At 71.7% G+C, this 23,187-nt stretch carries 21 protein-coding genes; 10 read left to right on the top strand and 11 right to left on the bottom strand.

Annotation, left to right across the window (positions count from 1 at the left end; genetic code table 11):
• Positions 1-11: 11 nt before the first annotated feature.
• Complete coding sequence (locus N8A90_RS18670) at positions 12-1,142, bottom strand: alpha/beta hydrolase family protein (RefSeq protein ID WP_262076514.1); 1,131 nt, start codon at positions 1,140-1,142, stop codon at positions 12-14.
• Positions 1,135-1,662, bottom strand: a complete 528-nt coding sequence (locus N8A90_RS18665) for a VOC family protein (RefSeq protein ID WP_262076513.1) — start codon at positions 1,660-1,662, stop codon at positions 1,135-1,137. The genes N8A90_RS18670 and N8A90_RS18665 overlap by 8 nt, the downstream gene beginning before the upstream one ends.
• A gap of 69 nt (positions 1,663-1,731) precedes the next feature.
• On the opposite strand from N8A90_RS18665, the gene N8A90_RS18660 reads away from it, so the two are divergent.
• A complete protein-coding gene (locus N8A90_RS18660) occupies positions 1,732-2,523 on the top strand; it encodes a helix-turn-helix transcriptional regulator (RefSeq protein WP_262076512.1) in 792 nt (263 codons plus the stop codon).
• A gap of 195 nt (positions 2,524-2,718) precedes the next feature.
• Here N8A90_RS18660 and N8A90_RS18655 read toward each other — a convergent pair whose 3' ends face one another.
• From N8A90_RS18655 to N8A90_RS18645, 3 genes are read right to left on the bottom strand one after another with little or no spacing between them, the layout of a single operon-like run.
• Positions 2,719-5,541 (bottom strand): cation-translocating P-type ATPase, encoded by a 2,823-nt coding sequence (locus N8A90_RS18655; protein WP_262076511.1) that lies wholly within the window; start codon positions 5,539-5,541, stop codon positions 2,719-2,721.
• Complete coding sequence (locus N8A90_RS18650; protein WP_262076510.1) at positions 5,538-6,656, bottom strand: Acg family FMN-binding oxidoreductase; 1,119 nt, start codon at positions 6,654-6,656, stop codon at positions 5,538-5,540. The genes N8A90_RS18655 and N8A90_RS18650 overlap by 4 nt, the downstream gene beginning before the upstream one ends.
• Before the next feature lie 9 nt (positions 6,657-6,665).
• Entirely contained in the window at positions 6,666-7,037 is a 372-nt protein-coding gene (locus N8A90_RS18645; RefSeq protein ID WP_262076509.1) for a cytochrome c, read from the bottom strand.
• Between the two features lie 136 nt (positions 7,038-7,173).
• Here N8A90_RS18645 and N8A90_RS18640 point away from each other — a divergent pair, with 136 nt between their 5' ends.
• A complete protein-coding gene (locus N8A90_RS18640) occupies positions 7,174-8,706 on the top strand; it encodes an AAA family ATPase (RefSeq protein WP_262076508.1) in 1,533 nt (510 codons plus the stop codon).
• Between the two features lie 22 nt (positions 8,707-8,728).
• Here the strand turns inward: N8A90_RS18640 and N8A90_RS18635 are convergent, their stop codons facing one another.
• The 3 genes from N8A90_RS18635 to N8A90_RS18625 are packed head-to-tail and all read right to left on the bottom strand — an operon-like array spanning position 8,729 to position 12,004.
• Positions 8,729-9,109 carry a hypothetical protein gene (locus N8A90_RS18635; RefSeq protein ID WP_262076507.1) on the bottom strand — a complete coding sequence of 127 codons (381 nt, stop codon included), beginning with the start codon at positions 9,107-9,109 and terminating at the stop codon, positions 8,729-8,731.
• A 10-nt stretch (positions 9,110-9,119) separates the two neighbouring features.
• Complete coding sequence (locus N8A90_RS18630) at positions 9,120-10,637, bottom strand: thymidine phosphorylase family protein (RefSeq protein ID WP_262076506.1); 1,518 nt, start codon at positions 10,635-10,637, stop codon at positions 9,120-9,122.
• Positions 10,638-10,651: 14 nt separating this feature from the next.
• A complete protein-coding gene (locus tag N8A90_RS18625; protein WP_262076504.1) occupies positions 10,652-12,004 on the bottom strand; it encodes an MBL fold metallo-hydrolase RNA specificity domain-containing protein in 1,353 nt (450 codons plus the stop codon).
• Between the two features lie 291 nt (positions 12,005-12,295).
• Here N8A90_RS18625 and N8A90_RS18620 point away from each other — a divergent pair, with 291 nt between their 5' ends.
• Together N8A90_RS18620 and N8A90_RS18615 are read left to right on the top strand one after the other, a co-directional pair.
• Positions 12,296-12,823: a flavodoxin gene (locus N8A90_RS18620; RefSeq protein WP_262076503.1), complete on the top strand. Its 528-nt coding sequence runs from the start codon at positions 12,296-12,298 to the stop codon at positions 12,821-12,823.
• The gene (locus tag N8A90_RS18615; protein ID WP_262076501.1) at positions 12,823-13,629 is read left to right on the top strand and encodes a L,D-transpeptidase; all 807 of its coding nucleotides are present in this window, start codon (positions 12,823-12,825) and stop codon (positions 13,627-13,629) included. Before N8A90_RS18620 ends, N8A90_RS18615 begins: the two co-directional genes overlap by 1 nt.
• A gap of 44 nt (positions 13,630-13,673) precedes the next feature.
• Here the strand turns inward: N8A90_RS18615 and N8A90_RS18610 are convergent, their stop codons facing one another.
• A complete protein-coding gene (locus N8A90_RS18610) occupies positions 13,674-16,061 on the bottom strand; it encodes a phosphoketolase (protein ID WP_410087704.1) in 2,388 nt (795 codons plus the stop codon).
• Positions 16,062-16,246: 185 nt separating this feature from the next.
• Here N8A90_RS18610 and N8A90_RS18605 point away from each other — a divergent pair, with 185 nt between their 5' ends.
• A complete protein-coding gene (locus N8A90_RS18605) occupies positions 16,247-16,852 on the top strand; it encodes a hypothetical protein (RefSeq protein ID WP_262076500.1) in 606 nt (201 codons plus the stop codon).
• 18 nt (positions 16,853-16,870) lie between these two features.
• Here N8A90_RS18605 and N8A90_RS18600 read toward each other — a convergent pair whose 3' ends face one another.
• Both N8A90_RS18600 and N8A90_RS18595 read right to left on the bottom strand, forming a co-directional pair.
• Positions 16,871-18,280 carry a phenylacetate--CoA ligase family protein gene (locus N8A90_RS18600; protein ID WP_262076499.1) on the bottom strand — a complete coding sequence of 470 codons (1,410 nt, stop codon included), beginning with the start codon at positions 18,278-18,280 and terminating at the stop codon, positions 16,871-16,873.
• 35 nt (positions 18,281-18,315) lie between these two features.
• Positions 18,316-19,158 (bottom strand): universal stress protein, encoded by an 843-nt coding sequence (locus N8A90_RS18595; protein WP_262076498.1) that lies wholly within the window; start codon positions 19,156-19,158, stop codon positions 18,316-18,318.
• Positions 19,159-19,432: 274 nt separating this feature from the next.
• Here N8A90_RS18595 and N8A90_RS18590 point away from each other — a divergent pair, with 274 nt between their 5' ends.
• The 5 genes from N8A90_RS18590 to N8A90_RS18570 are packed head-to-tail and all read left to right on the top strand — an operon-like array spanning position 19,433 to position 23,181.
• Positions 19,433-19,957 (top strand): DUF6622 family protein, encoded by a 525-nt coding sequence (locus N8A90_RS18590; protein WP_262076497.1) that lies wholly within the window; start codon positions 19,433-19,435, stop codon positions 19,955-19,957.
• A 17-nt stretch (positions 19,958-19,974) separates the two neighbouring features.
• On the top strand, positions 19,975-20,268 hold the full coding sequence (locus N8A90_RS18585) for a 2TM domain-containing protein (RefSeq protein WP_262076496.1): 294 nt from the start codon (positions 19,975-19,977) through the stop codon (positions 20,266-20,268).
• Positions 20,262-21,299: an alpha/beta hydrolase family protein gene (locus tag N8A90_RS18580; protein WP_262076495.1), complete on the top strand. Its 1,038-nt coding sequence runs from the start codon at positions 20,262-20,264 to the stop codon at positions 21,297-21,299. The genes N8A90_RS18585 and N8A90_RS18580 overlap by 7 nt, the downstream gene beginning before the upstream one ends.
• Positions 21,296-22,351 (top strand): sensor histidine kinase, encoded by a 1,056-nt coding sequence (locus N8A90_RS18575; protein WP_262076494.1) that lies wholly within the window; start codon positions 21,296-21,298, stop codon positions 22,349-22,351. Before N8A90_RS18580 ends, N8A90_RS18575 begins: the two co-directional genes overlap by 4 nt.
• The gene (locus N8A90_RS18570; RefSeq protein ID WP_262076493.1) at positions 22,348-23,181 is read left to right on the top strand and encodes a LytR/AlgR family response regulator transcription factor; all 834 of its coding nucleotides are present in this window, start codon (positions 22,348-22,350) and stop codon (positions 23,179-23,181) included. The genes N8A90_RS18575 and N8A90_RS18570 overlap by 4 nt, the downstream gene beginning before the upstream one ends.
• The last annotated feature ends 6 nt before the right edge of the window (positions 23,182-23,187 follow it).

The raw sequence follows: 23,187 nt of genomic DNA, 5'->3' as shown, positions 1-23,187 counted from the left end.
ATGGCAGGCATTCAGTGCAGTACGCGGGCCAACCAGGCCTGCATCGCGTCGGCCGACTGCGCGACCAGCGCGGGCTGGCCGGCCAGGTAATGGTTGCCCCCGACGACACGTTCTTCGGTCAGCCGATCGCCGGCCGCCGCGCGCCACAACGCGGCAGTGCTCGGGAAGGTCGAGCCGTCGGCGGTGTGCGTCATCAGCAACACCGGCACGGACGTGCGCGCCAGGCAGGCCGGGCCGTCGGCCTGCGAGCCGGACGACCACTGCGACAGCCAGGAGCGCAGCGTGTTGAAGCGCCCCATCGCATTGGCCGCGTAGTTGACGGTGCGCGCGTCGCCCCAGATCGAACCCACCGGCCGGTCATTGGCATCGAGCGTGGTGTCGAGGAAGCGCGGGTCGCTGTGGGTGCGGTAGACCAGGAAGGTCTGGTCCGGCGGCGCGCCGGCCGTGGCGCGCAGCATGCGCAGCCGCGCCCACACCCACGCCTCGATGCGGTCACGGCGCTGCACCTGCGCCGCGCGGAAGCGGGCCACGAAGTCGGCGCCGAAAGGCACCGGCTCGCTGCCGGCGTAGAGGTCGAAGCGCGGGTCGGTGCCGAGCGGATCGTCCTCGGCGATGACCGAGGGGTCCAGCCATTCGGCCAGCAGGCGCGAACGCCCCAGGTGCGCGGCCGACAGCATCAGCGCGTCGACCGGCGGCAGGTCGATCGGCGACAGGTGCGTCGGCAGGCCGTCGACGAAGTGCGTCGCGGTGAGCGACTCGGCCTGCGACTGGTAGAAGGCCGCCAGCGCCGCGCCGCCCGAGTTGCCGACCAGCACGACGCGACGGAAGCCCTGGGCTCGCAGCCACTTCACGCCGGCGCCCAGGTCCTGCAGCACCGTTTCCATCAGCAGCATGGTGTCGTTGCCGGCGTAGCGCGAGTTCAGCCCCAGGCAGGCGATGCCGCGCGCGGCCAGCGGCCCGAGCAGGTAGTGGCCCATGAAGTTGCTGGTCGGGTGCATGACGATGGCGGCGGTGCCGCTGCCCTCGCCCTTCGGCCGCATCAGCGCGCCGAAGATGCGCGGGCGCATCGCCTGCAGGCCCGACTGGCTTTCCATCGTGACGCCCGGCTGCACGTCGATGGCAACGAGTTGCGGCTCAGACATGGACCGCCCGGCGTTGCGCCATCCAGGTCGCCAGCTCGGCATGCGCGCCGCGCCGGAAGCCCGCGATCATCGGCGCGGTCGCGAGCTCGGTGGTGAGTTCGACGCGCAAGCCGTTCGGGTCCATGAAGTAGATCGAGTGGATGTAGCCGTCGTGGTCGGTCACGCCGAGCACCGGCACGCCGTGCGCCTCGATCCGTGCCTTCATGTCCTGCAGCGCGCCGTCGGAGTCGACCCGCAGCGCGATGTGGTTGACCCAGGCCGGCGTGTTGGGCGAAGGCTCGGCGGCGGTGTCGTCGCCCAGGTCGAAGAAGGCGATGTGCGAACCGTCGGCCATGCGGAAGAAGATGTGGACGTAGGGGCAATGTTCGCCGGTCGAGGGCACCGTGTCCTTCTTGATCACATGCGTCAGCGGCAGGCCGAGGATGTCTTCGTAGAAGTGCCGGGTCTCCTCGGCATCGCGGCAGCGCCAGGCGAAGTGATGCAGGCCGTGGATCGGATGCAGCGGGGGTTCGAGCGTCATGGTGGAGGGATTCTCCCGATGCCCCAGGCGCTTGTGTGTCGTAACTTCGTACGACGTGTTTTCCCTTGCATGAAGCGCCGCCGCATCTCTCCCGCCTCCACGCCGCTCGACGCTTGCGTGGTCGTCGGCATCGTCGCCGGCATCGGCACGCCGCACCTGGCCGACGGCTTTCTCGCCGCCATGCAGCGGCGGCTGCCGCTGACCTTCTGCACCGTGTTCGCGCTCGGCGCCACCGGCCGCGTCGTGACCGTCTCGACCGCCAGCAACTACGGCGATGCCGCCCTGCAGACCGCCGGCAGCTACATCGAGAACCGCTTCGACCTGCTCGACCCGAACATGGTGTGGCTGTCGGCGCGGCCGCTGCCGAAGACGCCGCAGCTCTGGCTGAGCCACCAGCGCGCCGAGGAAGTCGCGGACCCGGCCTACCGCGCCGCCTGCTACGGCGATGTCGGCATCCGCGAGCGCGCCTCGGTGCTGCTGCTGCTGCCGGGCGGGCAGCGTGCAGCCGTGAGCTTCTACCGCGGTCTGGCGCTGCCGGAATTCGGCGCCGAGGACTTCGACGCCATCGCGACCTACGGCGCCCTGCTGGCCGAAGCGACCGCCGCGCACAGCCGTGGCCTGGTCGGCCGCGCTTCGCCGCACCCGGTGGACACCCATCCGATGCAGTCGAGACTGCTGTCGCTCACCTTGCGCGAGCGCGAGGTGATGACCCACCTGATGGCGGGCCGCACCGCGAAGGAAGTGGCGCATGCCTTGGGCGTCAGGCTCACCACCGTGCGCACTTACCAGTACCGGGCGTTCCGGCGCCTCGGGATACGGACGTTGAAGGACTGGTTGCGCGGGGCGTCGTCCCAGCCGTGAGGCGCTGCCGGGGTCGGCCCCACGGGCGCCTCATGGCCTTCCGCAGGCGCCCCTCGATGGCGGTTTTCCATGGCGCCACGCGCGTCGCACGAAACCGGCACGGCCGAGGCCAGGGCCCCCGCGGAACTGGCTCTGCAAGGCCGCCGGGCGCGCCCCCTCAAGGGGGAGGCGCCGCAGGCGCCTCGGGGGTGGGTTTCATTTCACGCGCACCCGGCGGATCACCAGCTTGCGCAGTTCGCTGTACCAGAGAACCAGGCTCGCCATCGCGGCGCACAGCAGCCACTGGTCGAGCGCGAGCGGCACGGTGCCGAACGCGAGATTGAGGAACCCGAGGTGGACCACCGCCACCTGCAGCGCGACCGACAGTGCAATCGCGGCCCAGAGCCAGCGGTTGACGAACAGGTGCGAGAAGGCGCTTCGACGGTCGGAGCGCGCGTTGAAGCAGTTGAACAACTGCGCCAGCACCAGCGCCGTGAAGCCGGCGGTGCGGGCCGTGGCCAGGTCATGGCGGCCTTCGATCATTCCGCCAGGCAGGAGGATGTCGATGGTCAGCAGGGTCGCCAGCGCCATCACCAGCCCGATCTGGAGCACGCCCGACCACATGCGCGCGTCGATCACGCGCTCGCTGCGGCCGCGCGGGTTGCGGGCCATCACGTCGTCCGTCGGCGGGTCGACGCCCATGGCCAGCGCCGGTCCGGAGTCGGTGACGAGGTTGATCCAGAGGATCTGCGTCGCGAGCAGCGGCAGCACCACGGCCCCCTGCGCGCCGACCAGCCCCAGCACGCCGGCGCCGACCACGCCCAGGAACACGGTGAGCACCTCCCCCATGTTGGACGACAGCAGGTAGCGCAGGGCCTTGCGGATGCTGTCGAAGATGCCGCGCCCTTCGCGCACGGCCTCGACGATGGTGGCGAAGTTGTCGTCCACCAGGATCATCCGCGCCGCTTCGCGGCTCACCTCGGTGCCCGTGATGCCCATGGCGACGCCGATGTCCGCCGCCTTCAACGCCGGCGCATCGTTGACGCCGTCGCCGGTCATGGCGACGACGTTGCCGTCGGCCTGCAGCGCGGCGACGATGCGCAGCTTGTGCGCGGGCGCCACCCGCGCAAAGACCGCGGTGCGGCGCACGGCCTCTGCGAAGGCGGCGGCGTCCAGCCTGTCGAGTTCCAGCCCGGTGAGCGCCGTCGCGCCCGGCGCCACGATGCCCAGATCGGCCGCGATGCGGGCCGCCGTGCGCGGGTGGTCGCCGGTGATCATGATGACCCGGATGCCGGCGCGCTGCGCCTCCCGGATCGCCACGGCCGCTTCCGCGCGGGGCGGATCGATGATGCCCACCGTGCCGACGAAGACCAGCTCGTGTTCCAGCGCATCGAGCCCCTCGACCGTGTCCATCGCCGACGCCTGTTCCAGCGCCGTGAGGGGCCGGTAGGCGACGGCCAGCGTGCGCAGGGCGGCGTCGGACAGCGCGTCGACATCGGCCACGATCCGCGCGCGCATCGCCGCGTCGAGCGCGATCACGTCCCGGCCCACGCGCACCCGGGTGCAGCGGGCCAGCAGCACGTCGGGCGCGCCCTTGGCGACGAGCACGACCTCGTCGTCGTGCGCGTGATCGCGCTCGATCGTCGACATCATCTTGCGCTCGGAGGTGAAGGGGATGGCGGCGATGCGCTCGAAGCGCTGCACCCGGTGCGCGGTCAGGCCCATCTTGCGTTCGGCCACGAGAAACGCCGCTTCGGTGGGGTCGCCATGGATCAGCCAGGCGCCGTCCTCGTCCTGGCGCAGTTGCGCATCGCCGGCCAGGCTGCCGCCGGCGAGCACCACGGTCTGCTCGTCGCGCAGCGGACCGGCTTGCAGCTCGGCGCCCTGGTGCTCGACCCGCCCCGTCGGCGCATAGCCCGCGCCGGTGATGCGGGTGCTGCCCGAGGCAGTCACGACGCGTTCGATCGTCATTTCCGCGCGCGTGAGCGTGCCGGTCTTGTCGGTGCAGATCACCGATGCGGCGCCCAGCGTCTCGACCGACGACAGCTTCTTGACGATGGCGTTGTGCTTCGCCATGCGCTGCACGCCCATGGCCAGCACCACCGACAGGATGGCCGGCAAGCCTTCGGGTACCGCCGCCACCGCGAGCGACACGCCCAGCAGCAGCACGGCGACCACATCGGCCGCCGTGCGGATGTCGGCGATCAGCAGGATCATCGCCACCACCACGGCGGCGATCGCCAGCACCGCGATGCCCAGCATGCGCCCGATGCGTGCCACCTCGATGCCCAGCGGTGTCGGCGCTTCCACGGTGGCGTCCAGCATCCCGGCGATGGCGCCCAGCTCGGTGTGCATGCCGGTGGCGGTGACGACGGCCCGGCCGGTGCCCTGGGCGATGGCCGTGCCCTTGAACACCATGTCGAGCCGGTCGCCGAGCGCTGCGGGCGCCGGCAGCGTCGCGGCATCCTTCAGCACGGCCTCGCTCTCGCCCGTCAGCGACGCCTCGAGCACCCGCAACGACGACGCCTCCAGCAGCCGGGCATCGGCCCCGACGGCATCGCCTTCGCCCAGCACCAGCAGGTCGCCCGGCACCAGCTCGACGCTCGGAACGCGCAGCGCGTGGCCGTCGCGCACGACGGCCGACGTCACCGCCGTCATGCGGGCCAGTGCGGCCACCGCGTTCGCCGCCTTGGCCTGCTGGACGAAGCCGAGCACGCCGTTGAGCAGCACCACCGCCGCGATCACCAGCGCATCCAGCGGCCAACCGGCGAAGCCCTCGATCGCCCAGGCGCCCAGCGCGATGCCGATGGCGGCCAGCAGCAGGTAGACCAGCGGGTCCTGGAACTGCGCCAGAAGGCGCCGCCACGTTGCCACGGCGGGCACGCCGCGCAGCTCGTTGCGGCCGTGCTCGACCAGCCGCCGCGCGGCCTCCTGCGAGGTCAAGCCGTGCTCGACATCGGCCCCGAGCGCCTGCAGCACCTGGCCCACCGCCTGCACGGACGGATCGCCGGGTGCAGGCGCTTTCAGCGCATCCGTCATTCGCTCGTCAGCACCGTCGCGACGGGGCGCCGCAAGGAGCGCGGCATCGCGCGGCCCCGGCCGAAGCGCACCACGAGATCCGGGCGCCGCGCGCCGAGTCCCAGCGCATGCGCCAGCTGCGGCCGCACGCCGGCGACCTCGACCGGCTGATTGAGGAAGGCATTGCGGATGCCGAGCGCCGTCGCCTGCAGCGCAAAGCGCTGGTAGCAGCGCCCCACCTCCACCCAGTGCGCCCTGTCGTTCCCGGCGGAGACGAACACGGCGATGCTAGCCGAACTGCGAAGCTGCTTCGCATACTTGTCGTTCTCGCTCTTCGCGGTGAAGAAGCTGGAGAAGAGCCGTTCGCCGAGCCATCGCGGTAGCGACGGATTGCCGGACGCGCCGACAAACAGACCGTCACCCGTGCAGACCGCCTCCGCGTCGCCGAACCGTATCCAATGCTTGAGTTCTTCGACGAATGCCGAGTCGTCCATCTGCGCGGTGTTGGCCGCGACGACATAGGCCAGCATCTTCTCCATGGCCGCCGGGTCGTCGAGGATCAGCACCTCGACGCCCGTGCCGGTGCCGGCCCGCTCGAGCAGCTTCCGCTCGTCGCTGGACACCGGCCGGCCGTCGAATTCGGCGCGCGTGCATTGCCGCTCGAAGATCGCACCGAACAGGTCGGAGGTGGCCGCCCGGGTCGGGTCGAGTCGCACCCTCACCACGCCGCCCGCCGAGGTGTCGACGACGGGCTCGGCCTTCAGCCCGTGCGCCAGCGCCGCCTGCACCAGGTTCTCCGTGGCGCACCCGAGCGACACGAACAGATGGTGGTCGTCCGGATCGACCGCCGGGCATCGGCGCGACAGGTCCGGCATCACGGCGATGGCCTGTTCCTGCAGGGCGAACTTCCAGCACTGGGTGTTGTGGCTCGACGGCGCCAGCGTGGCGCAGCGCACCAGTTCCTCGAGCAGCGGCACACGGCCCGCGGCCACGGGCGCATCCCGCTGCCAGGTGCGTTGAACCGCCTCGGTGTAGCTCACTTCTGCGTTGCCGAAGGAGCATCCGCCGAGCAGCAGCGGCGGGGCCATCGCGCTGGCGCAACGGGTCGAGAAATGCCGTCGGGTGAGGTGCGCCATGCCCGGCCCTCAGCGCGATGAAACCGGTGCCGCTGCGCGCGCCGGCGGAGGCGCGCCGAGGCGCGTCACCGAGTCGACCATGGGCGGGTAGCGGTAGATGGTCTCGTTCAGGTAGCGTGCCACGTCCTGGATGTCGCTTTCGCTCCAGCCCAGCCCGGAAGCCTCTTGCCAGCGGCGGACCTGGAACGTGAGCGACACCCAGTCGGTGGCCATCTTCTTGTCGCGCCAGTGCATCTCGGTGGTGTGACACGCGATGCAGTGCGTCGCGTAGAGCAGTTCGCCCCGGCTTTGCGCCTGGGCGGCCGGCGCGAGGAGCGATGCCCCCAGAAATGCGCCAGCGATCACGGCGCCGGCGTGGCTGAATTTGGAATGCAGGTTCATGCGTGGGCTCCTTGGAACGGGGCCACCGGGCAATGTCCCCGATTCCATGATGCCCCCGTCGCCGCAGGCCGTCCATGCGCTGGCGCAAGTCCTGATCACTGCTGTCGAACCCCGCATTGCCTGTATGGTGCGCTGCATGAACCCCTCGTCACCCCTGGCCGCGGCACGCGACCGTGTCGCGGCGCTCCAGGCCGGGCTCGGCGCCGCCGACGGCGTGCCGGCGACACGGATCGAGACGCACATCTCGTGGCTGCTGCTCGGCCGGTCGACCGCCTACAAGCTGAAGAAGCCCCTGCGGCTGCCCTTTCTGGACGCCACGACGCTGGCCGCGCGGCGCCGGTTCTGCAACGAGGAGCTGCGGCTGAACCGCCGGCTGGCGCCCTCGCTCTACCTCGACGTGGTGGAGGTCTGCGACAACGGGCAGGGCGCCACCTTTGGCGGCCCGGGCCAGGTGCTCGATGTCGCGGTCCGCATGCGCCGGTTCCCGGATGGCGCCCTGTGGCGCGAGATGCTGAGGGCCGGCACGCTGGCGCCGCACCACATCGACGCGATGGCGCAGACGCTGGCAGCGTTCCACCGCGACGCCGCGGTGGCGCCCGCGGGCAGCGCGTTCGGGTCCGCCGCCGCCCACGCGCAGGTGGTGCAGGGCCTGGGCGAGACGGTCCAGGCGCCGGCGCTGCGCGCCTGGCTGGCCGGGCAGTTGCAGGCGCTGGCGCCCTGGTGGGCCGCGCGTCAGCGCGAAGGCCGTGTCCGCGAGTGCCACGGCGACCTGCACCTGGGCAATGTGCTGCAACTCGACGGCCAGGCCACCGCCTTCGACGGCATCGAGTTCGACCCGGCGCTGCGCTGGATCGACGTGGTCGACGACATCGCCTTTCTCGCCATGGACCTGCTGGCGAACGACCGCCGCCCGCTCGCCTTCCGCTTCATCAACGCCTACCTCGCCGCCAGCGGCGACTACGACGCCCTCCCCGGCCTGCGCTTTGCCATGGTGTGCCGCGCGCTGGTGCGCGCGCAGGTCACCACGCTGGCCGAGCGGCAGGGCGTGCAGGCGGTCGACGGCTGCGATGCGTCCGCCTACGGGGCGCTCGCAGAAGCGCTGTCGACCGCCGGCGATGCGCGGCTCGCCATCACCCACGGACTGCCGGGCTCGGGCAAGAGCTTCGTCTCGCAAGGCGTGCTCGAAACGGCCGGCGCCATCTGCGTGCGCTCCGACGTCGAGCGCAAGCGCCTGTTCGGGCTCGAGGCGCGCGCGTCGTCCCGCGATCGTGTGCCCGGCGGCATCTACGATGCGGCCACGACACACCGCACCTATGCGCGCCTGCAGCAGATCGCCGGCACCGCCCTGCGCGCCGGCTGGCCGGTGATCGTCGATGCGGCCTTTCTGCGCCATTCAGAAAGGGCCTCGTTCGCCGCCCTGGCGGCCGCGATGGGCGCGCCGTTTTCCGTGCTCGATTGCCGCGCCGCGCTGCCCGTGCTGCGGCAAAGGGTCCAGGCGCGGCAGGCCGGCGGCGCGGATGCGTCGGAGGCCGACCTGACGGTACTGGAGCAGCTGGCCGGCGCGGACGAAGCGCTCAGCGCCTCCGAGCGCGCGGCCGCGATCGTCGCCGATGCCGCTGCACCCGTGTCACCGCAGTCGATCGCCGCGCAGTGGCTCGCGGCGACCTGAGGACGCTCGGCCGCTCGGCCGCTCAGGCCGGCGTGCCCGTGCCGCCCATCTGGTCGTACCTGGCGAAGTGCTTGCGCGCCAGCGCCACCAGCGCCTTCTCGCTCGGGTGATCCACGACCTCGTAGCCGGTGATCCGCGCGGCCGTCTGCGGGCGGTGCTTCTCGACGTAATGGCGAAAATCGGCCAGGCCGGTATGCCCGCCGGCCATGAGCACCTCGGCGATGCCTTCGAGCGCATCGCAGACCTCGGCGAAGAATTCATGTTCCGAGCGCACGGCGCTGCCATGCTGGCGCGTGTAGTGCGCATGCGCGTGGATCTTCTGCTCCACCGTGTGTTCGGCGTCGAACTGCATCACCTGGGCGGATTGATGGTCGACGAAAGCGACTGCATGAAAGAGGGACATTTCTGACTTTCTAGGGGGTTGAAAAGGGGTCGACCGCGAGATGCACCACCGGCGGTTGCGCGCGCAGGAAGCCCAGCGCGTACTGCAACGCGCCCACGCTGCCGGCGTGCAGGGTGAAGAGCGGCTGGCCGGCCGCGATGCGCTCGCCCACGCGCACGTGCATCACGGCACCGGCCGACGGGTCGCGCGGTGCGCCGGCGAGCTTGGCGGCGCGCGCGGCCAGGCGCGTGTCGATGGCCGTCGCCTGCCCCGCCACCGGGGCACACAGCACATGGGTATGGGGCGCCCGCGGCGGCACCCGCAGGCCGCCCTGCGCCTCGCAGATGGCGATGAACTTGGCCAGGGCCCGACCGTCGTCCAGCACGCTGCGCGCCAGCGCCAGGCCGGCACCGGACGCGGCCTTGCCGGCCATCTCGAGCAGCAGGCCGGCCAGCACCAGCGCCCGGTCGCGCAGGTCCGCCGGCGCATCGGGCTCGCGCCGGAGGACCGCCATCACATCGAGCGCCTCCAGCGCCGGGCCGATGCCGCGGCCGACCGGCTGGAAGCCGTCGCTCAGCACGCTGCGCACCTGCAGCCCGAACTCGGCCCCTACGGCCACCAGGCTGCGCGACAGGGCCTCGGCCGCCGCCGCGGTGCGCACCTTCGTCTGCGGGCCGACGGGCAGGTCGATCAGCACGCGCTGCGCCCCGGCCCCCACCTTCTTCGACAGGATCGACGCCACCAGCAGGCCTTCGCTGTCGAGGTTCAGCGGCCGCTCGACACGGATCAGCATGTCGTCGGCCGGACTGATGCGCGCGGCCGAGCCGCCGACGATGCAGCCGCCTTCGCGCTCGACGACGCGGCGCATCGCCGCCACGTCCAACCCGATGGGCGCGAGCGTTTCCATCGCATCGGCCGTGCCGGCCGCGGAGGTGATGGCGCGCGACGAGGTCTTGGGCATGACCGCGCCGCAGGCCGCGACGATGGGCACCACCAGCAAGGTGGTGCGGTTGCCGGGCAGCCCGCCGATGCAATGCTTGTCCATGACGGGCGCAACGCCCCAGTCGATGCGCTCGCCCACGTCGACCATGGCGCGGGTCAGCGCCACCGTCTCCGTCAGGTCCAGCCCGCCGCCGGCGCAGACGGTCACGAAGGAAGCCAGGTGGATGTCCGACACACGGCCCTGGCTCACGTCCGCCATCAGCGCGTGCAGCGCCACGTCGTCGAAGCGGATGCCGTGCACCTTGCCGCGCAGGTACGCCAGCGACGCCAGTTGCGGCGGATGCCGCACCTCCACGTCCTCGCCCTCGGCCGCACCGAGCATCGCCCAGGCCGCCTCCGACAGCGCGATCTCGTCGCGCCGGAGCCAGTCGCTGCGGACGTGGTGCAGGATCGCCAGCACATGCCGGCCGCGCACGATCAGCTCGACCTGGGCCTGGGCCTCGAAGCCCTCGGCCAGGCAGACGGCGCTGTCGGCGCGCAGGTAGGCCACCGGCTGCTGATAGGTATCGATGCCCGCGCGGCGGGCGGGCAGGCGGTCGAAGGCCATGGACCGGTGCCCGCTCAAAGCGCGACGCTGTCGCGGTAGTCGGGCACGCTCACCGGCCAGCCGTGGCGCTCGGCGATGGCCAGCCGCAGGGCATCGGCGGCCACCGGTTCGCCGTGCGTGACGAACACCCGCCGCGGCGCCTTCAGCTGGCCGATCCAGGCCAGCAGCTGGCTGCGGTCGGCGTGCGCCGACAGGGTGTCGAGGTTGGCGACCTCGGCGCGCACCGGCACGTATTCGCCATGGATCTTCACCGCGTCGGCGCCGCCGACCAGTGCCGCGCCGCGCGTGCCGGCGGCCTGGAAGCCGGCGAAGAGGATGGTGTTGCGGGCGTCCGGCGCGTAGGCCTTGAGGTGATGCAGCACCCGGCCGCCGGTGGCCATGCCGCTGGCCGACACGATGATGGACGGGTAGTTCAGCGCATTGAGCCGCTTCGACTCGGCCACGGTGTTGACGATGATCGCCTCGTGGCTCATCGCGGCGCACTGCTCGGCGCTCAACCGGTGCTCGTCGAGATGCCGACGGTAGATGCGCGTTGCGTCGGCGGCCATCGGGCTGTTGAGGAACACCGGCATGTCGGGAATGCGCCGCGCCTGCTTGAGCAGTTGCAGACCGTGCAGGATCGTCTGCGCCCGCCCCACGGCGAACGCCGGGATCACGAGCATGCCGCCGCGCGCGGCCGTGCGGTTGACCACCTCGGCCAGCGCGCGCAGCGTGTCGACCTCGGGGTGCAGCCGGTTGCCGTAGGTCGACTCGATCACGACATAGTCGGCCGGCTCGGGTGCCTGGGGCGCGCGCATGACGAGGTCGTCGCTGCGGCCGAGGTCGCCGGAGAACAGGATGCTGCCGCCCGGCCATGCGACATGCACGCTCGCGGCGCCCAGGATGTGGCCCGCGCGGCGCAGGCGCACCGTCCACCCGGGCCAGGGCGACCAGTCCTGGTCGAAGGCCACGGTCTCGAAGCGCTTGAGCGCGGCACGCGCCTCGTCCTCGGTGTAGAGCGGCAGCGCTGGCGCATGCTTGCTGTGGCCGTGTCGGTTGGCGAACTCGGCCTCTTCCTCCTGCAGGCGGCCGGAATCGGGCAGCAGCAGCCCGCACAGGTCGCGCGTGGCGGCCGTGGCGTACACCGGCCCCTGGAAGCCCAGCGTCATGAAGCGCGGCAGGAAGCCGCTGTGGTCCATGTGCGCGTGGGTGAGCAGCACCGCGTCGACCGACGCCGGGTCGAAGGGCAGAGGCTCCCAGTTCCGAAGGCGCAGCTGCTTGAGGCCCTGGAACAGGCCGCAGTCGACCAGCAGCCGGCGGCCCTCGTGCGTCAGCAGGTACTTGGAGCCGGTGACGGTCCCGGTGCCGCCAAAAAATTCGATCTGCATCGCGTGTCCTTCGCAAGGGCCACCAGCTTCCCACGGTGCGCGGTCGACGGCTTGACCGGGGTCAAGGCACGCTGCGGTGCCCGGCCGCCTCGCCTCGTCTCGACGGGTCCAGCCCGGCCGGCGCCGGCCTCCGGGAAATGCATTGCGCTGGATCAACCCGCCGTGCCGCGCGCTGGCGATGATGGGCCATTGCTTCAGGAGGCTGCATGAACCTGCATCACGAAACCCGCCGGACGACGGATCGCGGCCCCGCCCGGCCCGCCCCCGCCCTGTGCTGAACCGGAGACAACGATGAGCAATGTCCTGGTGGTCGTCTATTCGCTCAGCGGCACCTCGCGACGGGTGGCGGAACTCCTGTGCAGCCAGCAGGGCTGGCGGCTCGCGTCGATCACCGACGCGCAGCCGCGGCGGGGCGTCTGGGGCAACGTGCGCTGCGTGGCCGATTCGCTCCTGCGGCGGCGTCCGCAGATCCTCTACGACGGCCCGCCGCCGATCGGCTTCGACGCCGTGGTGCTGGTGTCGCCGATCTGGGCCCAGCGCCTGGCCGGGCCGATGCGCAGCTTCGTGGCCGAGCGGCGGGCGGCGCTGCCCGACATGGCGGTGGTTTCCGTGATGGGCGGCCGCGGCGCGCCCAATGCCGTCGCCGAGATCGCGCAGCTGACCGGGCGTGCGCCCGTCCTCGCCACCGCGGTCACCATGCGCGAAGTCGACGAAGGCAGTCACGGCGCCCGGCTGCAGGCCTTCGGCACGGCGGTCGACCAGGCGCGCGCCGACGCGCCCGCGCTGCGGCCGGTCACGCTGTCGCCGCGCAACGCCTGATGGGCCGGCGCCGCTCGCATGCCCTTCGGGTGGCGCTGGTGCTCGGCGCGGTGTGGTGGGCCGCGGCCAGTGCCCTGGCGGGCCCGGCCGAACTGAGTCAGCGCTACCAGGACGAGGTGGATCGCCGCCTGGCGGTGCCGGCCGACGAGGTGCAACGCTATGGCGAGCTCGCAGGCAGCGCGCTGGCGGCCGCGGGCATCTCGCTGACCTCGGCGGAATACGTGGTCGTGATCGATCGCAGCCCGCACGTGCAGGCCCTCTTCCTCTACTGGCTGTCGCCGGGCTTTCCGGGATGGCTGGTGGGCGCCTCGCCGGTCTCGACCGGCCGCGGCGGTGCCTTCGACCACTTCGAGACGCCGCTCGGCGTGTTCGAGCACGGCACGGCCAATCCGGACTTCCGTGCGGAAGGGACGCGCAATGCGAACGGCATCCGCGGCTACGGCGCCAAGGGGCTGCGCGTGTTCGATCTGGGCTGGCAGCAGGCGCGGCGGCTCTGGGGCACGGGCGGCATCAGCACCATGCGCCTGCAGATGCATGCGACCGACGCCGAACGGCTGGAGCCGCGGCTGGGAAGCCCGCAGTCCAAGGGATGCATCCGGATTCCCGCCAGCCTGAACCGCCTGCTCGACCGCTTCGGCGTGCTCGACGCGGACTACCTGAACGTGACGGATGGCGCTGCCTCATGGGTGCTCGCCCCCGACCGCACGCCCCTGGCGGATGCGGGGCGCTGGGTCATCGTCGTCGAGACCGAACGCACGGAGCGCCCGCCCTGGTCGCCGGCGCCGGCGGGCCCGGCGTCGCCATGACGGGGCACGGCCGCTGACGCGACGCGGCCCGCGGGCGCGGCCTCTCAGCCGCCCCAGCGCCAGTTCAGGATCTCCGGCATGTCCTCGCCGTGCGCCTCGATCCACGCACGATGCATGAGGAGGCGATCGCGCAGGATCTGCCGGACATGGCCAGCCGCGTCGCGCAGGCGCGGCACCTGGTCGATCGCATCGGCGGCCAGATGGAAGCGGTCCAGGCGGTTGAGCACCGTCATGTCGAAGGGCGTGGTCGTCGAGCCCTCTTCCCGGTAGCCATGCACATGGAAATTGGCGTGCCCGGCGCGGCGGTAGACGAGGCGGTGGATCATCCACGGGTAGCCGTGGAAGGCGAAGACGACGGGGCTGTCGCGGGTGAAGATCGAATCGAAGTCGGCGTCCGAAATCCCGTGGGGATGGGCCGAGGGCGGCTGCAGGGCCATCAGGTCGACCACGTTGACCACGCGCACCCGCAGCGCCGGCAGGAGCTCGCGCAGCAGGTCCACGGCCGCCAGCGTCTCCAGCGTCGGCACGTCCCCCGCGCACGCCATCACCACGTCGGGGGTCTCGCCGGCGTCGCTGCTCGCCCATCGCCAGATGCCCAGGCCGTCGCTGCAGTGCCGCTCGGAGGCGGCCATGTCCAGCCACTGCGCCTCGGGCTGCTTGCCGATGACGATCACGTTCACCAGGTCGCGGCTGCGCAGGCAGTGGTCCATCACCGACAGCAGCGTGTTCGCGTCGGGCGGCAGGTAGATGCGCGCGACCGAGGCCTTCTTGCTGGCGACATGGTCGATGAAGCCCGGGTCCTGATGGCTGAAGCCGTTGTGGTCCTGCTGCCAGACGTGGCTGGTGAGCAGGTAGTTCAGCGACGCGATGGGCCGGCGCCACGGCACGCCGGCCGCCACCTTCAACCACTTCGCATGCTGGTTGAACATCGAGTCGATGATGGGGATGAACGCCTCGTAGCAGGTGAACAGGCCATGGCGCCCGGTGAGCAGGTAGCCCTCGAGCCAGCCCTGGCACAGGTGCTCGCTCAGGACCTCCATCACGCGGCCGTTCGGCGCGATGTGGTCGTCGCCCGGACGGATCTCGGCCGCCGACATGCGCTTGGTCACCTCGAAGACCGCGTCCAGCCGGTTCGAGGTGGTTTCGTCGGGCGCCATCAGCCGGAAGTTGCGCTGGTGCTCGTTGAGGGCCATCACATCGCGCACGAAGGCGCCGGTCACGCGCGTGGCCTCGGCCTTCGCCGCGCCCGGCTGCGGCACGGCCACCGCGTAGCGGCGAAAGTCCGGCATGCGCAGATCGCGCAGCAACAGGCCGCCGTTGGCATGCGGGTTCGCGCTCATGCGCCGCAGCCCGTGCGGCGCCAGTGCGGCGATCTCCGGGGCCAGCGTGCCGCTGGCGTCGAAGAGCGTCTCCGGCCGGTAGCTGCGCAGCCAGGCCTCGAGCAGTTCGATGTGCGCCGGCTGACCGGCGAAGCCCGATAGAGGCACCTGGTGCGCACGCTGGGTGCCCTCGATCGCGCGGCCATCCACCGTCTTCGGTCCGGTCCAGCCCTTGGGCGAGCGCAGCACGATCATCGGCCAGTGCCGGCGGCGGTCGAAGCCGTCCTCGCACGCTTCCACCTGGATCGCCCGGATGGCATCGAGGGCGCGATCCATCGCCGCTGCCATGTCGCGGTGCATGGCGGCGGGTTCGTCGCCAGAGACGAAGTACGGCTCGTGGCCGAGGCCGCGCATGAGCTGGGTGAGCTCTTCGTCGCCGATGCGCGCGAGCACGGTCGGCCCGGCGATCTTGTAGCCGTTGAGGTGCAGGATCGGCAGCACCGCGCCGTCGCACGCCGGGTTCAGGAACTTGTTCGAGTGCCAGCTCGCGGCCAGTGCCGCCGTCTCGGCCTCGCCGTCGCCGATCACGCAGCAGGCGATGAGCCCCGGGTTGTCGAACACGGCCCCGTAGGCGTGCAGCAGCGAATAGCCGAGCTCGCCGCCTTCGTGGATCGAGCCGGGCGTCTCCGCCCCCACATGGCTCGACACGCCGCCCGGAAACGAGAACTGCCTGAACAGCCGGCGCATCCCGTCGAGGTCGCGCCCCACCCCGGGATAGACCTCGCTGTACGTGCCTTCGAGCCAGCTGTTGGCAAGCACGCCCGGGCCGCCATGGCCGGGCCCGGCGATGAAGATCGCATCGAGGTCGCGTGCCCTGATCGCGCGATTCATGTGCGCGTAGATGAAGTTCAGCCCGGGGGTCGTGCCCCAATGGCCCAGCAACCGCGGCTTGATGTGGGACAGGGCGAGCGGCTCCTGCAGGAGCGGGTTGTCCAGCAGGTAGATCTGCCCCACCGACAGGTAGTTCGCCGCACGCCACCAGGCGTCCACGCGGGCCAGTTCGCTCTGGGCGGCCGGCGTGCCGGTCATCTCGACACCGTCTTCATGAAGCATGGACCGCACTCCTCGTTGGCAGGCTGCATGTCCGTCCCCAAGCGGCGGACCCGCTGCGATCGGCCCAGCGTAGCGCACCGGGCGGCGGGCCGCTTGCGCTGCGTCAAGCGTGCTCGCTTGCGCGAGCGCAATACCGGCGCCTTCGCGCTGAGGGATCCTGCCCCTCTTCCACCACGGAGACTCGCATGAAAATCGTTCCCGCCCTGCTGGTCCTGGCTTCCCTGCTCGGCACCGCCGCCTTCGCCGCGGACATGGTGCCGCCGGGTCAGCTCAGTCCGCCGCCCCATCGCGCCCCGGCCGCGCGCGACACCGCCGATGCCGATGCCGCCCAGGCGGCCGAGCGCGCGGCCGCTGCCGCCGCCCGGAACGCCAAGGCCGCCGCCGACCGAAGCGTGGCGGCGGCAGGCCGGGTCTCGCGCCAGTTGGCCGAGGCCATCCGTCGCGCGGCCCGCAAGGCGGCGGAATCGGCCACGCGCTTCGAGGAGAAAGCCGCCGCGTCGTCCGCCCGTGCGGCGGATGAAACGCGGGAAGCGGCCCGGGCCGTCGAGACGGAAAGCCGGAACGCCGCGCAGGCGGCCAGAGAAGCCCTGCGCGCGGCCGACGAGGCCGTGCAGCGCGCCACCGATGCGAGCCGGGAAGATGCCGAACAGGCCGCGCAGGCCACGCGCGAGGCCCTGCAGAAGGCCGACGCGGCCCTTCACAGCGCGGCGCGTACCGCCCGCGACACCGCCCGCCGTACCGTCGAGGCGGCCAGGCAGCGGCAGCGCTCGGGCCCGCCGGCCGGCGGCTGACGCCGACGGTGCAGCCTCTCAGGCGGCGCCCGGCGCGCGCAGCACCCGCTGGATCTTCCCGCTGCGCCCGCGCTGCGCCGGCTCGCCCGAGCGGCAACGGATGCGCACCCCCGTCGCGCCCTGCGCTGCGAGGAACGCCGCCAGCACCGGGCGCGCATGCCGCAGCGCCGCGATGGCGGCCGGCCCCTGCAGGCCAGTGCACAGCATGAGCTCGCTGGGCCCCTCCTGCACCAGCTGGAAGTCGACCAGGCCCGCGTCTTCCTCGAGCACGGTGGTGAGGGCGAGCGGCGTGACCTGCACCCGCCGTGTGCCGGCGCGGCCCAGCCGCAGCGTGTCGTCGCAGCGGCCATGGATCTCGATCACGGGCAGGCAGGAGCCGCAGGCGCAGGGCTCGGCCGCGTACACGACCCGGTCGCCCAGGTCGTAGCGCAGCAGCGGCTGGACGCGGTTGGCCAGGTTGGTCAACAGGGTCGTCGCGCCCCGGTGCCCCGGGGCCACCGCCGCACCGTCGGCATCGACCGACTCGAGGATGCACCAGTCGCTGTTGAGGTGCAGCCGGCCATGGCGGCATTCCGAGGCCAGCGAGAGAAATTCCGATGCGCCGTAGCTGTTGACCACGGCGCAATCGAACGCCTCCCGGATGCGCCGGCGCTGCGCACCGGACAGGTCCTCGCCGCCGGTCCAGATCTCGCGCGGCCGCGTGCGCAGCTGGCCCCGGCGATGCGCTTCGGCGAGCAGCAGCGCCACGCTGGGATAGGTGGCGATCACCGTCGGCGCCATGGCATCGATCTCGGCCACCAGCGCCGCGATGGGCTGCAGGAAGGAGATGCCGTGCAGCCGGGGCGCCAGGTACGGGTTGAGCCGGCGCAGGCGTTCGATCGAGACGGTGCTGGCGAAGTGCCCGTCGATGGCGCCGACGAACGCGATGCGGTCGGCGAGCCCCATCGGATCGACCAGGGCACGCATCGGATCGAGGACCGGTCGCCGCAAGGCCTCCAGCGCATCGTTGACGGCCATGGCGAACGGGTCCTGCACGAAGATGCCCGGCGCGCCGCTGCTGCCCGAACTCTCCCAGACGATGTACCGCCCCCGAAAGGCTTCGCCGATGCGCGTGCGGTCCGCCATGAAGGCGCGCAGGGCGTCCAGCGTGAGATCCGGGTCCGTCACCCATTGGTCGAAGCGCTGCATCAGGTCGGCCTTGCGCATCACCGGCAGGTCGGCCAGCCGCAGCGCCGACGCCGGGCGCCCGCCGAGCACCTCCCGATAGAGCGGCGAATGGCGCGCCGCGTGCGCGAGCAGGTCGGCCAGGCGCTGCTGGGCGCGCTGCGCGATCGCGCTGGCACCGCCGAGGGGCGCCACGGCGACATCGGCGGCCACGCTGCCGATCAGCCAGGCATCCGGAAAACCGGTCGGGAAAGAGGGGGACATGGAAGGGGGCCCCGGGGCCAGGGGGGCCGACACCTTCAATGCGCCATGAGAAGCGGCACGGTCATCTCCGCCAGGAGCTGCCGCGTCACGCCGCCCAGGACGCGCTCCCGCAGCCGCCCATGGCCGTAGGCGCCCACCACGAGCAGGTCGGCGCCGCGGTCGGCCACCCGCGACAGCAGGGCATCGGCCAGGCCGGTCTCGACGACGTCCGACTCGGCCGCGGCCCGGACGCCATGCCGGTGCAGGAAAGCGAGAAGCTCGGGGATCTGCCAGTCGGGCGGCGCCGCCACGTCGCCCGGGTGGCGCAGGGAGACCAGCGTGACCCGATCGGCGCCCCGCAGCACAGGGATCGCCGCGCCCAGCGCGACCGCCGCCGCGCGCGAGCCGTCCCACCCCACCAGCGCATGGCAGGGCATATCGCTCACCGTGCCGACCGAAGGCAGCACCAGCACCGGCCGGCCCAGGGCCAGGAGCACCGGGTCGACCAGCCGGTGCGGCGTCGTGTCCCGGTGGTCGTCGGCGCCATCCTGGCCCAGCACCACCAGGTCGCTGGTGTGCCCATGCCGCACGAGCGCATCGACCGTGGGGTCGTCGCTCGGTCGCACCTCGCAGGACAGGGGGCCGTCACCGGCGATGCTGTCCTTGAACGCGCGGGCAATGGCGTCCGAACGCCGCCGCAGGTAGCCGTCCGATGCGGCGACGGTGTCCTCCGGGTCGCTGCTGATCACCTCGACCGGGATCACCCCGTCGTACAGGCCCGTCGGCACGAGCCCGACCAGATGGCTTCCGAAGGCCCGGGCCCAGCGGGCCGCCAGCGCCGCGCGCGCGGCGCTGCGCGGGGAAGGGTCCAGGTGAACAAGGATGGTTTTGTAGTTCATGAACGACCTTGCGGTGCCGCGCCCTGAGGACGGACGCGTGACACGACCGATCTTGCGGGCGCGTGGCGCCCTCCCGTTGACGCAGATCAACTCCGCGGCAGACGCGGCGCACGCGCCCGGTCGGCGCCGGTCCGTGCCGTTCGCCCCGGCTGCCGACATCCGGCACCGTCGATCCGCATTTCGTCGCATCGCGCTGTCGCGGCCCGCACCCTCCGGGCACAGTCGCGTCCGTTCCCATCGCTTCCTTCGCCACCCTTGCTTTCAGGAGCCCCTCATGCTGATCCATATCCTCGCCGGCACGCCTCTCTGGGTGTTCGCCCTCTTCGCCCTGCTGCTGTGGCTGGGCGGCCGACAGCTGGTGGCGCATGACGTCGCCCTCCGGCGCGCCACGATCCTGCCGTTCGCAATGACCGCCCTGTCCATCTACGGCCTGCTGTCGGTCTTCAGCCACCAGCCGGTCGCGGTGCTGGGCTGGGCCGTTGCCGCGCTCATGACCGCCATCGCCGTGCTGCAGCGCGCGCTGCCGGACAGCACACGCTACGACCCGGCCGCGCGCCGCGTCCATCTCGCCGGCACGGCCGTGCCGCTGGTGCTGATGATGGGTATCTTCTTCACCAAGTACGTCGTGGCCGTCCAGATCGCGATGCATCCGTCGCTGCCGAACGACCGGGTCTTCGCCCTGTGCGTGGGCGCGCTGTACGGCGCCTTCAGCGGCATCTTCGCGGCGCGGGGCCTGCGGCTCTGGAAGCTCGCGTTGCGGCGCGACGCGGCCCTCGTCACCCCCACCCAGCGCGCCTGAAACCACCGGAGTCCTCCATGCAACAACACACCGACCTTCAACTCGACCAGCTGGCACGCCGCCGCGCCAAGGCGAAGCTGGGCTTCTTCTTCCACGCGAGCCTCTATGTCGCGGTGAACTTCGGGCTGATCGCGCTGTCGCTCTACAACGGCCGGGCCTGGGCGATCTTCCCGCTGCTCGGCTGGGGCATCGGCCTCCTCTTCCATGGGCTCTCGGTCTGGGTGTTCGCGCCCGGCAACGACCTGATGGAACGCATGGTGCGGCGCGAACGCGCGAAGCTCCCAGCGAGCACCCGGGGGGAGCCGTGGTAGCCGTGGGCCTGCGGCGGCTGCTGACCGCCGCGGCGCTCGGCCTCGCGAGCGCCGCGGTGGTCGCCGCCACCGGCCTCACGACGCTGGCCGCGCCGACCGAGAGCGGCCCGATCACTGTCTTCTATCCCACGGCCGCGCCCGCCGCGCGGCTGCAGCGCGGGCCCTTCGTCGTCGAGGCGGCGCTCGACGCGGCACCGCAGCGCGGCAATGGCCGGCTCGTCGTGATGTCGCATGGCTCCGGCGGCTCGCCCTGGCCGCAGGCCGACCTGGCCATCGCGCTGGTGCAAGCCGGCTTCACCGTGGCGATGCCCGAGCATGCCGGCGACAACTACCACGACATGAGCGCCGTCGGGCCGCGCTCCTGGCAACATCGTCCGCGCGAGGTGTCGCAGGCCATCGATGCGATGGTCGCCGATGCGCGCTTCGCGCCCCTGCTCGACTTCCAGCGCGTGGGCCACTACGGCATGTCCGCCGGCGGCCTCACCGCACTGACGCTGGCCGGCGCGCAATGGTCGCCGTCCCGGCTCGCGGCGCACTGCGACGCCCACATCGCCGACGACTTTCCGACCTGCGTCGGCCTGGCGACCGAACTCACCGGTGGCGCTTTCGATGGGCTGAAGCTGGCTGTCGGCCGGTGGGTGGTCGACTGGAAGTTCGGCGACGAGACCACGCCGCAGGGCTGGAACGAACCGCGCATCGCCGCCGTGGTCGCGGCGGTGCCGATGGCGGCGCCGATCGACATGGCCTCGCTGGCGCAGCCGCGCGTTCCGCTCGGCCTGGTGCGCGCCGGCAAGGATGCGTGGCTCGCGCCGCAGTGGCACATCGACGCGGTGCGTGCCGTCTGCAAGACCTGCACGCTGCTGGCCGACATGCCGGGTGGCGGGCATGGCTCGATCCTGTCGCCGCAGATCCCCGACCTTCCGCCCAAGGCCGCGCGCCTGCTGAGCGACCCGCCCGGCTTCGACCGCGCGGCGGTGCCCCTGGCCAACGCGGCCATCACACGCTTCTTCGTCCAGAATCTGGCACCATGAACATCCGCTGGATCGACGCAGCCCGCCACTACCTGCAGGTGCTGGCGTTCTGTTGCGCGATCGCGGTGCTGACCACGTTGATCTGGCCGGCCAAGAGTTACTTCACGCAGTTGGGTTACTCGGTGTCTGTCGGCACCGTCACCTGGGGCGTGATCGAGTTCGGCCGCTATTTCTTCGATGAGCGCCATTGCCACGGCGACAGTTCGGGAGGCCACGGCTGGCCGAAGGGCTGGCGCGGGCTGCTGCTGACCGGCCTCGGTATCGGTTGCGGCTTTGTGGTCGGCGATCGCATCGGCGACCTGTTCCTGACCCCCGGCTTCGTGAACACGCCGCGCGACAACAGGCTGAGCCTGGCCATCACGATCCTGGCGGGGATCATCGGCAGCTTCTACTTCCACGCGCGCGGCAAGGCCGCGACCATGGCCGCCAAGATCAGCGCAGCCGAGCGCGATGCGAGCGAAGCCAAGCTCAAGCTGCTCGAGACGCAGCTCGAGCCGCACATGCTCTTCAACACGCTGGCCAACCTGCGCGCGCTGATCACGCTCGACCCGCCGCGTGCCGTGGCGATGCTCGACCGGCTCAACAGCTACCTGCGCGTGACGCTCGCCGGCTCCCGCGCGCTGTCGCATCCGCTCTCGGCGGAGTTCGCCCGCCTGTCGGACTACCTCGCGCTGATGCAGGTGCGCATGGGCGACCGCCTGCGCTACACGCTCGACCTGCCCGACGACCTGCGCGACCTGCCGGTGCCGCCGCTGCTGCTGCAGCCGCTGGTGGAGAACAGCATCCGCCACGGCCTCGAGCCGAAGCTCGAAGGGGGCGAGATCACGGTGCGCGCGCGCCGCACGGGCGGACGCATGACGCTCGAGGTGTGCGACACCGGTGTGGGGATCGACATCGACACCGATGCCCCGCCCTCCTCGAACGACGGCTTCGGTCTGATGCAGGTCAAGGAACGCCTCGCCACCGTTCATGGCGATGGCGCCGGCCTGCGGTTGACCCCCTTGCGTGACGGCGGCACCTGCGCCAGCATTTGGTTTCCGGTGCCGTCATGAAGCCCACTGCCCTCATCGCAGAGGACGAGCCGCTGCTGGCCCAAGCGCTGCAGGCAGAACTCGCCCTCGCCTGGCCCGACCTGCAGGTGATCGCCAGCGTCGGCGATGGCCGCAGTGCCGTGCGGGAGAGCCTGCGCCTGCTGCCGCAGGTGCTCTTCTTCGATGTACGCATGCCCGGCCTCGACGGCCTGGCCGCCGCGGCCGAACTGGCCGATGCCTGGCCGACCGAACAGGCGCCGCTGCCGCAGCTGGTGTTCGTCACGGCCTACGACGAATACGCGGCGCGCGCCTTCGACGCCCAGGCCATCGACTACGTGCTCAAGCCGGTGCAGCCCGATCGGCTCCAACGCACCGTGATGCGGCTGCAGAAGGCGCTGGCGCTGCGCCGCTCGGCCGCGCTGCCGAGCGAGGACATTCTGGCCAGCACGCTGGCCCAATGGCGCAAGCTGCTGAGCGTGGCCGGCGGCACGGTGGGCGCCACCGACACCAGCGTCCCGCTGAAATTCATCGCGGCGGGCAAGGCCGGCACATCCGGCGCCACGGTGCACATGGTGTCGATCGACGACGTGCAGGTCTTCGAGGCGGCCGACAAATACGTCCGCGTGCTCACCGCCACCGACGAATACCTCATCCGCACGCCGCTGAAGGCGCTGCTGCCGCAGCTCGATGCCACCGTGTTCTGGCAGGTGCATCGCGCGGCGGTCGTGCGCAGCCGCGCGATCGAATCGGTGCACCGCGACGACGCAGGCAAGCTGTCGCTCACACTCCGCAGCCGCCGCGAGACCATCCCCGTCAGCCGGCTCTACGCCCACCTGTTCCGCGCCATGTGAGCGCCG

The organism is Variovorax sp. N23 (genome assembly GCF_025486315.1).
In the GTDB taxonomy this organism is placed as follows: Bacteria; Pseudomonadota; Gammaproteobacteria; order Burkholderiales; family Burkholderiaceae_C; genus Variovorax.
The sequence above is the reverse complement of the archived record's forward strand: the minus strand, read 5'-3'. Positions and strand labels throughout refer to the sequence as shown.